The organism is Proteus sp. MB838 (genome assembly GCF_054767435.1).
Window position 1 is genome coordinate 89,613 of record NZ_BAABMO010000012.1, and the last position, 12,150, is coordinate 101,762.

At 37.6% G+C, this 12,150-nt stretch carries 9 protein-coding genes; 4 read left to right on the forward strand and 5 right to left on the reverse strand.

Annotation, left to right across the window (positions count from 1 at the left end; genetic code table 11):
• The first annotated feature begins 36 nt into the window (after positions 1 to 36).
• The 4 genes from ftsP to folA all read left to right on the forward strand — a co-directional run bounded on the left by ftsP (position 37) and on the right by folA (position 7,606).
• Positions 37 to 1,458 (forward strand): cell division protein FtsP, encoded by a 1,422-nt coding sequence (gene ftsP / locus ACYUCW_RS07560; protein ID WP_004249479.1) that lies wholly within the window; start codon positions 37 to 39, stop codon positions 1,456 to 1,458.
• Positions 1,459 to 1,917: 459 nt separating this feature from the next.
• Positions 1,918 to 5,172, forward strand: coding sequence for an autotransporter Pta (pta, locus tag ACYUCW_RS07565; protein ID WP_460408328.1), 3,255 nt, complete (start codon positions 1,918 to 1,920; stop codon positions 5,170 to 5,172).
• A gap of 105 nt (positions 5,173 to 5,277) precedes the next feature.
• A complete protein-coding gene (locus ACYUCW_RS07570) occupies positions 5,278 to 6,459 on the forward strand; it encodes a hypothetical protein (protein WP_036918979.1) in 1,182 nt (393 codons plus the stop codon).
• A 661-nt stretch (positions 6,460 to 7,120) separates the two neighbouring features.
• The gene (gene folA / locus ACYUCW_RS07575; RefSeq protein WP_004245545.1) at positions 7,121 to 7,606 is read left to right on the forward strand and encodes a type 3 dihydrofolate reductase; all 486 of its coding nucleotides are present in this window, start codon (positions 7,121 to 7,123) and stop codon (positions 7,604 to 7,606) included.
• A gap of 376 nt (positions 7,607 to 7,982) precedes the next feature.
• Here folA and apaH read toward each other — a convergent pair whose 3' ends face one another.
• The 5 genes from apaH to surA form a co-directional block, all read right to left on the reverse strand.
• Positions 7,983 to 8,804 carry a bis(5'-nucleosyl)-tetraphosphatase (symmetrical) ApaH gene (gene apaH, locus ACYUCW_RS07580; RefSeq protein WP_460408329.1) on the reverse strand — a complete coding sequence of 274 codons (822 nt, stop codon included), beginning with the start codon at positions 8,802 to 8,804 and terminating at the stop codon, positions 7,983 to 7,985.
• A gap of 2 nt (positions 8,805 to 8,806) precedes the next feature.
• On the reverse strand, positions 8,807 to 9,184 hold the full coding sequence (gene apaG, locus ACYUCW_RS07585) for a Co2+/Mg2+ efflux protein ApaG (RefSeq protein WP_004245543.1): 378 nt from the start codon (positions 9,182 to 9,184) through the stop codon (positions 8,807 to 8,809).
• A 29-nt stretch (positions 9,185 to 9,213) separates the two neighbouring features.
• Positions 9,214 to 10,032, reverse strand: coding sequence for a 16S rRNA (adenine(1518)-N(6)/adenine(1519)-N(6))-dimethyltransferase RsmA (gene rsmA, locus ACYUCW_RS07590; RefSeq protein ID WP_004249482.1), 819 nt, complete (start codon positions 10,030 to 10,032; stop codon positions 9,214 to 9,216).
• A complete protein-coding gene (gene pdxA, locus ACYUCW_RS07595) occupies positions 10,025 to 11,026 on the reverse strand; it encodes a 4-hydroxythreonine-4-phosphate dehydrogenase PdxA (protein WP_004245539.1) in 1,002 nt (333 codons plus the stop codon). Before pdxA ends, rsmA begins: the two co-directional genes overlap by 8 nt.
• Positions 11,016 to 12,150 (reverse strand): peptidylprolyl isomerase SurA (gene surA / locus ACYUCW_RS07600; protein WP_460408330.1); only part of this gene is annotated, 1,135 nt, incomplete at its 5' end. The genes pdxA and surA, both read right to left, overlap by 11 nt.

The window sequence follows — 12,150 nt, forward strand, 5'->3', positions numbered from 1 at the left end:
GGGATAGGAATATGGGTATTTTGTTGCGGAGAAAGTATGTCATTTAGTCGTCGCCAGTTTTTACAGGCTTCAGGCTTAGCGGTATGTCTGGGCTCATTATCTTCATCTGTTCGTGCAGGATCAGTTAGTGATAGAAAACTACCTATTCCCCCATTACTTGAATCACGTAATGGTCAGCCTCTTTTTGTAACGTTACAAAAAGTGCATTGGGCCTTTGATGGCACACAAAAAACAGAAGTCTGGGGCATTAATGGCTCAATGCCGGGTCCGACAATCAAAGTAAAAAGCGGTGATGATGTCAAACTGATTTATAGCAATCGCCTTAATGAACCCGTTTCTATGACCGTAAGTGGCTTATTAGTTCCGGGAACACAAATAGGTGGAGCTGCAAGGATGATGTCTCCGGGAGCCTATTGGTCACCGGTGTTGCCTATTCGTCAAAAAGCGGCCACCTGCTGGTATCATGCGAATACGCCTTTTAAAATGGCGCCTCATGTCTATAACGGATTGGTAGGCATGTGGATTGTTGAAGACGAAGAGAGCAAATCGTTACCATTGCCTAAACATTATGGGGTAAATGACTTTCCTATTATTCTTCAAGATAAACGCCTTGATAACTTTGGAACGCCACAGTACGACAAAGAAGCCGCGACAGAGGGATTTTATGGTGACACATTATTAGTGAATGGCTGTGAAGATCCTTATATTGAAGTATCAAGAGGTTGGATTCGTTTACGCTTAGTTAATGCCTCGAATGCTCGACGTTATGAGTTATCGGCGAATGATGGTCGCTCACTCTATCTGATAGCCTCTGATCAAGGTTTGTTAACGTCACCGGTAGAATTGAAATCTATTCCTATGGCACCGGGTGAGCGACGTGAAATTCTTATTGATCTATCAGAAGGCGAAGAAGTGACTATCACTGCTGGGCAAAGTGCCGGATTTATGGATAGATTACGTGGTATTTTTGAACCTTCTAACTTATTGCGCAATACCAATGTGCTAACCATCAAGCCTACTGGACTGATGTCATTGGTTACCGATAAAGTTCCACAACAGTTGGTGGTGGATGAGACACAAATCACCACCTCAATTCAACCGAGAACGATCCAATTGCAAAACAGTCCTCCTGGTATTAATAATGCGCGTTGGGAGTTATCAAGGATCGATCTTGTCGGTAAACAAAATGGCTGGGAACGTTGGCTAGTGACAGTGGAAACACCACAACCTTTTCATATTGAAGGTGCACGTTTTAAAGTGATTAATCATGATGGACAAAAACCAGCGCCTGCTGATTTTGGTTGGAAAGATACAGTGTGGATCGAAAAACAGAGTGAATTATTAGTTGAGCTAAAACAGCCTTCTTATTCTCATTTCCCTTTTGTTTATTATAGCCAAATACTCGAAAATGCGGATAAAGGGATTGCGGGGCAAATGGAAATCACGCCATCAGAATAAAAATTAAGTAATATCACGTCAAAAATTAAAATAAAAACAGTATTTTTAAAATAAAGATACTGTTTTTTTTTATTACTATAAAATTAAGAAAAATAAATTTTTCATACTAGAATTAAATAGCTAAATCAGATTATAAAATAAATTGTTAATTAATTTAGCTATTATGTTTTTTTATTGGTTTGCTTTTTATCAGCTTTATTTAGCTATTGAAAGCTGTCAGTATTACCGTAGAAAACGTTAAATCTATTTATTTATATAATATTAGATTATGTTTTAAAATTGTTTAATTAAACTATTAAGTTGTGATTTGTTAGGCAATCTATCTATTTTTGTGGTTTAGCTTCGTATATTTGAGAGATCCCTCAAGTAATTATTGTTATAAAAAAGAGAGGATCGCTACGTCTTTTGTTTTTATTCCTTAATTAATGTTATCCCTTTCAACATAACAGAAGGTACAGAATGAACAAAGAAATAGCTTTAAGTCACCATCCCATTAATCAGAAAAAAAATACCACAAACTCTCTATTTCAACTCTCCCTTATTACTTCGGCACTTCTTTTTTCTGGCTATGCTGTTGCATATTCAGAAGTTGGACAATTAGGTAATAAACAAAGTTGGGAAAGCCCTGAATATCAAAAAGACTGGGGGCTTGCAGCCATGAATGCCTCTAGTGCTTATGCTCTGGGTTTTCATGGTCAAGGTGCTAAAGTCGGGGTGATGGACTCTGGTGCACTGCTCTCACATCAAGAGTTGAGTGGATCTCGTTTTCATGCAGTAAAAGCCAAAGGTGAATATGGCTCTACGGGAATGCGCTATCCACAAGAAATGGGCGGACATTATGAAAAAGGCCAAGTCTTTGATGTTGATGGTAATTGGATCAAAGGGGTGAATGATACCCATGGCACACATGTCACTGGTACTGTGGGGGCTAACCGTGATGGTAATGGTATGCATGGTGTGGCGTGGGGGGCTGATATTTATTTAGGGAATACTGGGGCAACAGACAGCAATAACTATGGCCCTTATCAAGACTACACCTATTTCTATACTGGCTGGAAAGCGATGGTCGATGCGGGTGCGCAAGTGATTAATAATAGCTGGGGGACTAACCCGCGTATTATTAATACAGATAAAACAGAGGGGCCTGATGGTGGTAATACCACGATACATATGCCTGTTAACACCACGGCACAGACAGAATACGAATATTTCTACTTTAAAAAAGTCTATGGTGATAAACCTTCCTTTGTTGATGCTGCTTATGATGCAGTTAAAGGAACGAATGTTGTTCAGGTCTTTACAACGGGTAATCGCGACTTTGCTCAACCTTATTATCGTCCTCTTTATCCTTATTTTAATCCCGAAGCCGAACAGCATTGGATTGCGGTGGCGGGATTGAAGCAAAATGCGGATAACACCGGTTATGTATTAGAAAAAGTCTTCAATGAAGCGGGTAATGCAAAATGGTGGACAGTGGTTGCACCGGGTCGAAATATCTATTCTACAGTGGTTGATGAAGAGGGGAATCCAGGTTGGGATACCTTTAGTGGTACTTCAATGGCAGCTCCTCATGTGACGGGGGCGATGGGAGTATTAATGTCTCGTTATCCTTCCATGAACGCCATTCAAGTTCGTGATGTCATGTTCACTACCGCTAACCATCGTGATCCTGATGGCTCTTTATATGAGAGCTGGACGGCCGCAGAAGGTACTCCTGATGTACGTTATGGGTGGGGAACACCAGATTTAGATAAAGGGATGTATGGTCCGGGTCAATTGCTAGGTAAATTTGAATATAACCTAAATGCGACACCGCTTGATGTGTGGACTAATGATATTTCCCAAACAGCTTTAGATCTACGTAAGCAAGAAGATCTCGCATGGTTGAAAGAATATACCGAAAAAGGTATTGCGGCAGGAGGTGATTATCATCTCGGTACTGATTTTGTGATTAATGATGGCAATCCTGATCCTACATCACATATTGTTAGCCAAGAAGATGCTGAAAAATGGCGTCAAGAATATTACCAAAAACGCGCTGATGCTATTCAAGCTAAAATTGATGCTGGCTTATATGATGGTGCTTTGGTGAAGCGAGGCGAAGGTACGTTAGTCATGACGGGAAATAATAGTTACCGTGGTGGTACAACTGTCGAACAAGGTACTTTATATGGCTTTAGCGGATCTTTTGGGACGCAAGCCGTCAATGTTAATGGTGGGAAATTAGGTATTATTGAGCGTTATAACGATACTTTTACTCAAAAAGGCCAATTAACCTCAAACCAAAACCATAAAGTAAACATTAATATTAATGATAAAGGTCGTTATTTAGTGACCGCAGGACACAATGTTAATATTGGTAACTTAGTGCTTAATCAAGGAGCCGATATTGATGTGGGGGCGGATAATGTTGGGCAACTAAAAGATATTTATCTTAATAATAGTGTTGTTGTCGGTGAGGTGAATACAGATAGTTTAGTTGATAATCGCACTAAAACGAAAATGTTAGCCAGTAACCGTGTGGTTGCAGAGTCAGCCACAACCACGACTGTCACCAATAATGATTATGCTTTATTTGATAAACATATCACGATAACAGATAAAACCATCAGTGGTAGTTTAACTAAGAAAGAAAATACGACTTTAGCCACCTTTGCTGATAATGAAAATGGTCGTGCTATTGCTAATGCATTAGATAATACAGGAGATGGTGAGCTATTTAATGCTGTATTACCGATGAATGAAAATGATCTGAAAACCACTTATCAATCATTGGGTAGTGATATGTATTTAAATGCCAATAATGCCAGTATTGTTAATGTATTGGGTTTAACTCGTACAGTGAAAGATCAGGCTATTGGTATCGGTGATGGTCGTCATGCACAACTAGGTAATAGTAATGCGCGTATTTGGATCAGCGGCATGGGTCAGTGGGGTAATACGGATTATGGCCACAGTGATATGGATGTTGATTTCTATGTTGGGTTATTAGGTGCTGAAATTGATGTTACTGAAAATACTAAAGCGGGTCTATTTTTCGGTGCAGGCTCCACCAAATATAAAGGTAATCAATATGGAAAGATAGATAGTAATGATATTCATATTGGTGCTTATGGGATCTCTAATCTTTATGATGTTGCCTCATTAAATTATGGATTTACACATACAAACCAAGATAGAGATGCCAAAAGAACACTCTGGATAGGACAAACTGCAGGTTATAACTCAACCAGTTACGATGCGAAAATTAGTCAATTCTTTTTAGAAGGTGCTTATACTCAATTGAATACTAGCCAGTACTCAATTGAACCTTATGCTGGATTTAGTTGGTTAAGAGTATCCACTGATAATATCAATGAAAATGTGGGTAATATGAAGTTTACCACTAAAACAGATGCACAAGATATTCAAGTTGCTACGGTTGGTTTACGTGGTGGATATCCATTTATGGCAGGCAATATTAATATGGCATTAAAAGGTGATATGTCAGCAAGCCATCTGTTTGGTGATAATCGCCCTGAATCACGTCTATGGTTATCCAATTCAGGTGAGGCATCACTACGAGGTGGTAAACTAGATAATTTATTTGGTGTTGGTCTAGGTGTTGATGCGCAGTTAAGTAAATCAACCACTTTCGGTATCTCTTATCAAGGTCAATATAATAGTGATATCAATTCGAGTGGTATTAATGCAATATTGAAAATTAATTTCTAAATCTTATTTGTTTTTTGATATTTATAGCCCTTAGTAATAAGGGCTTTTTTTTGTATGAAGATGTAAGTAAATAAAGGATAGTTTTACTATGAATAAGGAGTTTTTATGCATATAAGAAATAATTCTGATAACGTTACTTCAATAAAAAAATACTATGAAAATATAAAAGAGAAATACCAAATAAAAAATAAAATCAACAATGTGTTAAATACACTTTCAAGTCTTTATATTGAAAGGGAAAAGATTACTTTACTATCTAAAATATCATTTTTTATAAAGAGTGTTTTTAATATTAATGTTGGGGTGGTTTTTCTATTAGACAAAAGTCAACATGCTAAAATTAATACATTATCCATTTTGATGAGAAATGGAGGGGAAGTATATTTTAAAAACTGTAAGCTAATTAACTCAGATTTTGTTAGCTTTAAGAATAAACATTTAGAGACATTTTTTTTAAATTTAAGTTTTGCAATAAAAAATGATTGTCATGATGATGTTAAAAGATTAATACAATGTTATCTTTATGAACAATCAAAAACAAAAGGAGACTTTATTACTATAATGAACATTGCTTTCAATGTAATTAATCATTATCCAAAAGAAATGTTTGAACAATTAAAGAAATATCACCCAAAGTGCGATGATATGGTATATTATAGTGATTTTAACTATAAACAACATATTGATATGGCATTAAGTTATGTTTGTAAAGAGATTAATAGAAAAGATAATAATGAATTAATTAATTCAATAATGAATTTAGTTACTATAATGTATAATATTTATTCGGTGGAGATGGATAAAGCGTTTATTGTCAATATAACTAAATGTTTTATTGATAAAGCAATGGAATTTAATACGGTAAACTATATTAACGATGCTTTTAAAAAATCAATATTAAATTTTCTAACTAATAAATTAAGAAATAATGAAGACGTTCAAAAGTTTGTAGATGATATGCTTACATTAGGAGTGTTAGAAAAAAAAGATATTATTAAAGCTAAAAAAATGACAATGGAAGACGAGAGTTTTATCACTAAACATAATAGAAGAATGCAAAATATTTTTACTAAGAATGAAAATAGTGATGAAATGAAATATACCATTGCTAATATTATTAGAAATAATTATGAGGATATTTTAGAACAAATAGAAAATGAGTGTGATGATCTTAAAGATAAATATAAAGATATTTTACTGGATATTATTGATTACTTAAGGGACGATAAGGATTGGAATTTTGATTCATTAATAATCCGTTACACCTATTTTAATTCTTTTTATTAAAGAGATCTTTGTTTCTTTAACACTACTTTAATTTTTAAACCAACCAGCACGACACTTAGCACTTTATTGAGCCATTTTTTATTGACAAACTTTAACTAACAAAGGCAAGTAAACGACTATTAATCCTAAGTAATAAAAGCGTATCACAATTTTTCACCTGTACTCGAACTGACTCATATTGATGTTACATAGCGATAAAAAAGAGGGGAGCTTAAGAGAGTGTTGATGAAAGAGAAAATGGTGTAAGAGTCTTTTTAACGTAGATTTGCAACTAATACTCTCTATTTTTATCAATCGTATGATTGCCTTAACGAAAAGTGATACTTTAATGTTAAAAGTGCTATAAGCCAGTCAATGAGAAGTGGCAGTGCCTCTTTTCGCATGTTATTGATAAGGTGCTACATTTTTTACGATGAGAAAAAAGTAAGGTTCTCGCGCCTGTAATGAGCGTAAAGTAATTGTAAAAACACCTAAAGAATTTTCAAATATAATAGCAACTGCCATATAGCACTATTATAATGTTTAAAGCTTTCATGATTAAGTTAACACTTCCTGTATAAAGCAATTATTTATTATCGGTGAAGCATAAATTGTATCGACTCAAGTTTTCGCTTTCCGTATAGTATAAATAGTTTTCCCATTTTTACCCGTAGGTATGTAAATGAATATTAGTTTAATCGCAGCATTAGCGGCGGATCGTATTATTGGTATGGAAAAGGCGATGCCTTGGACATTACCGGGTGATCTCGCATGGTTTAAAAAAAATACATTAAATAAACCCGTTATTATGGGCCGGGTGACTTATGAGTCTATCGGGCGTCCTTTACCTAATCGACTCAATATTGTATTAAGCAGTCAGCCTGGAAATGATGACAATGTTGTTTGGGTGAAATCCGTTGAAGAAGCACTACAAGCTGCTGAAAATAATGATGAAATCATGGTGATTGGTGGCGGTAAGGTTTATGAGCAATTCCTACCAATGGCGAATAAATTATACCTTACTCATATTGATGCTGAAGTGATTGGTGATACAACCTTCCCCGATTATGAGCCTGATGAGTGGGATTCTACTTTTATGGAATACCATGAGGCAGATGAAAATAATTCGCATAACTACTGTTTTGAAATATTAAAAAGAAGAAAATAACAAAATTTAAATAAAAAAGGAGATTAAATATCTCCTTTTTATTTTTATTAATTTATTAATATATTCATATTTAAATATGAATAGTTACTATAACTAAAATATAATTAGCTATAAAGAGTACCCTATAATTAAATATTCATTATTTATCTTTTAATAAATATCTTTATAAAGAATAATCTATAATAAATAGCGCAATATAGCGGTGAATTCTGCTTGTTGTTATAAAAAAGCTACTTAATTTGTTTTGAGAAAAAATAACCTATTGATTTAAATCAAGTTATCTTTGTGATGGCTCTCAGAAGAGAGTAGATAGCCCAGATAGCCCAGATAGCATAGTAAAATAAATCAACACCTATGCTATCTTGACGCTACAAAATTATGGTAAATGTGTGAGACTAGGTTGGATAAAATAACGTTTGTCTTCCCAACGTAGACAGGTTAGAATACCGCCCCAGCAACAGCCAGTATCTAGCGCATAGATGTTTTCAGGGGTGCCTTTTCCCTCTAAAGAGGCCCAGTGGCCAAAGATAATACTGTAATCATTCGGTAGTTGATTAGGTAAATCAAACCAAGGTTTTAATGGCGCAGGTGCATTTTCAGGCTTATCTTTACAAATCATATCCAACTGCCCGTTAGGAAAACAATAGCGCATACGAGTAAAAGCATTGGTGCTAAAGCGTAATCGCGGTAAGCCAGTTAATTCGGGTGACCAATTATTGGGCATATCACCATACATGGAATTAATGAAAAGGGGGTAACTATCGCTACTTAATATGGCTTCTACTTCTCGGGCACATTTTTTAGCTGTTGCTAAATCCCACTGAGGGGTAATACCTGCGTGTGCCATAACGATTTTCTTTTCTTCATCAACTTGTAATAGCGGTTGACGTCGTAACCAATTAATTAATTCATCAGCATCTGGTGCATTGAGTAATTCATTAAGCTTATCTTTGGGTTTATTACGACTAATCTTTGCAAATACCCCCAGTAGATGCAGATCGTGATTCCCTAATACGAGTTTTAACGCTGAGCCTAAGCTTTTGACAAAACGCAATACTTCAAGTGAATCAGGTCCTCGAGCAACCAGATCCCCCGTTAACCAAAGTGTATCTTGATTGGCGTCGAAATTAACTTGATTGAGAAGTTGGCGTAATTCACGATAACAGCCGTGAACATCGCCAATTAAATAAGTAGCCATAATTAATTTATCAATGTAGGGATAGCAAGGCGGAAAACAGGGATGTCAATTTGAAACAGACGTCCTTGTGCGTCAATCATTTCATAATGACCTTCCATGGTGCCCATCGGCGTTTCAAGAACTGCGCCACTGGTATAACGATACCGTGAGCCAGCTTCAATCAGAGGTTGTTCACCAACAACCCCTTCACCTTGAACTTCAGTGGTATTTCCTTGTGCATTGGTGATCAACCAATAGCGACGTAGGAGGCGAATAGCATGTTTATTCAAGTTATGTATGGTGATGGTATAAGCAAAAACATAGCGCTGTTCTTCTGGCGAAGATTGGCTCTCAATGTAAACGCTTTGTACCTGTATCGCCACTTTGGATGAAGTAAACATAATACCTCCTAGGTCTAGTGTGCGCTATTTCACTCAGCGTGTTGCTGTTGTGATGATAACCAGTTTGCCACTTTACAGTATTGCTCAACAGAAATATTTTCTGCGCGTGCAGTGGGATCAATATCTAATGCCAGCATATCTTCTGCTGTAAGTAGTCCACCTAAGCTATTACGTAACGTTTTACGGCGCTGATTAAAGGCTTGTGATGTGATACGGCTTAACATAGCAATATCTGTCACCGGATAGGGTTTTTCCTTATAAGGGATCAGACGCACAACGGCAGAATCTACTTTCGGGGCTGGCCTAAATGAGCTTGGTGGCACTTCAATAATAGGAATGACTTGGCAGTGGTATTGTGCCATGACACTTAAGCGGCCATAAGTTTTACTACCATGACTTGCCACTAGGCGATTAACCACCTCTTTTTGCAACATAAAAGTCATGTCAGAAATGGCATCAGCAAAACTAAATAGATGGAACATTAATGGCGTTGAAATATTATAAGGTAGGTTACCAAAAACCCGCAGAGGTTGCTGACGCTCTTTTGCTAATTGGGCAAAATCAATCGTCATCGCATCTTGCTGAATAATGGTTAGCTTATCTTTTAATGTAGGGTGAACTTCTAAGCGTGCAGCTAAATCACGGTCAATTTCGACGACCGTCATTTTATCCATTCTTTCCCCCACCGGCTCAGTAAGCGCGCCTAAACCAGGACCGATTTCAATAACGGCTTCACCGGGTTGTGGATAAATAGATTCAACAATACTTTCAATAATATAGCTGTCTGTTAAAAAGTTCTGCCCGAAGCGTTTGCGGGCAAAGTGCCCCTGATGGACTCTATTATTCATTACAATTTTGTATCATATTAATGGCTAAATTTAATGCGGTGCGAAAACTGCCAGCATCTGCGCTTTTAGTACCTGCAAGTTCAAGGGCGGTCCCATGATCAACAGATGTACGAATAAAAGGTAGACCGAGCGTGATATTCACAGCACGACCGAAACCTTCATATTTTAGCACAGGTAATCCTTGATCGTGATACATCGCAAGCACAGCATCTGCATGTGTTAAATATTTAGGCTGGAATAAGGTATCCGCAGGGTAAGGCCCATGAAGTTGAATACCTTGTTGGCGTAATTGCTCTAATGCGGGTTCAATAATATCGATCTCCTCACGCCCCATATGACCGCCTTCTCCAGCATGAGGATTTAGACCGCATACGTAAATATGTGGTGATGAGATGCCAAATTTGGTTTTTAGATCATGGTTTAAAATGGTGATGATCTCATTAAGCAACTCACCCGTAATCGCATCAGCAACTTCTCTTAAGGGCAGGTGTGTGGTGGCGAGAGCGACTCTTAAAGTGTCCGTTGCCAGCATCATCACCACTCGTTGACAATGGCTACGATCGGCAAAGAACTCTGTATGCCCTGTAAATGGCACACCGGCATCATTAATAACCCCTTTATGTACCGGTCCTGTGACTAAAGCAGAAAACTCTCCGTTTAAACATCCATCACAAGCGCGAGCAAGCGTTTGTACCACATAGTGGCCATTGGCAGTATTAAGTGTACCTGCGACAACCGAAGGGTCGGTTAATTCAACGGCAAGTACACAAATTTGGCCAGGGATATGTGCTGTAGGTGGATTATCTGGGGAATATTCAACTAAAGTGAGTGGGAGATTGAGTTGCTGTGCTCTTGCTCGTAATAATTGAGGATCAGCGCATACTACCCAAGGAAGTGCCCACTGTGACTGTGCTAATGAAATAATCAGGTCAGGACCAACCCCGGCGGGTTCGCCGGGGGTGATAACGAGGGGTTTTTTTAGCTTAGTTTGCATTATTCTCGTTCATTATTTTCACATAAGCGCCTGCACGCAACTCTTGCATCCAGTTTTGCACTTCTTCATTAAACTTGCGGTTAAACAGTAAGCGGTAAGCTTGTTCTTTATTCGCTGCATCTGTTTTATCAACGCTACGCGTATCTTCAAGTTCAATTAAGTGCCAGCCAAAATTAGAGCGCACAGGTTGGCTTAATTCATTTTTGTTTAAACGCATCAACGCGTCACGGAAAGCTGGATCATAAATATCAGGCATTGACCATCCTAACTCACCGCCACGTAATGCTGAACCGGGATCTTCAGAATACTCTTTAGCCGCATCCGCAAAACTGATTTTACCGCTACGAATATCGGCGGAAATTTTCTGTAGTTTGGCATAAGCTTGCTCATCATTCATGATAGGCGAGCTTTTTAGTAAGATATGGCGTGCTTTTACTTCAGTCACAGAAACGGTTTTTGAAGCACCACGTATATCATTGACTTTAATAATGTGTAGACCAACACCTGATTGCAGTGGCCCGACAATTTCACCTTTTTGTGCATTAGCAAGCTGTTTAGCAAAGATTGTCGGTAACTCATCAATTGATGCCCATCCCATATTACCACCATTAAGTGCTTGTGGATCGGCAGAATAAGTGGCAGCTAATTTTCCGAAATCAGCACCGTTTTTTAGCTGGTTCTTAATACGGTTCACCACTTGCTGTGCTTTTTCAATTTCTGCAGGTGATGGATTTTCTGATAATGGAATTAAGATATGGCTAAGATTAAGATCAATACTTTGGCTTGCTTGGCTTTCAATTTGTTTAGCTAATGAGTCCACTTCTTGTGGCAAAATCGTAATACGACGACGAACTTCGTTATTACGCACTTCTGCTAACATCATCTCTTTACGAATATCTTGACGATAATCGTTATAGGCAATCCCGTCGGCAGCAAGACGTTTTTTTAACTGCTCTAGTGTCAGGTTGTTTTCTGCGGCAATCCCTTGAATGGTTGACTCAACGGCAGCTTCAGGAATATCAATTTGCATCTCTTGAGCCATTTGCAAGATGATGTTATCCATCACCAAGCGCTCTAAGATTTGTTGGCGCAAAACTTGCTCATCAGGCATTTCTTGCCCGGCA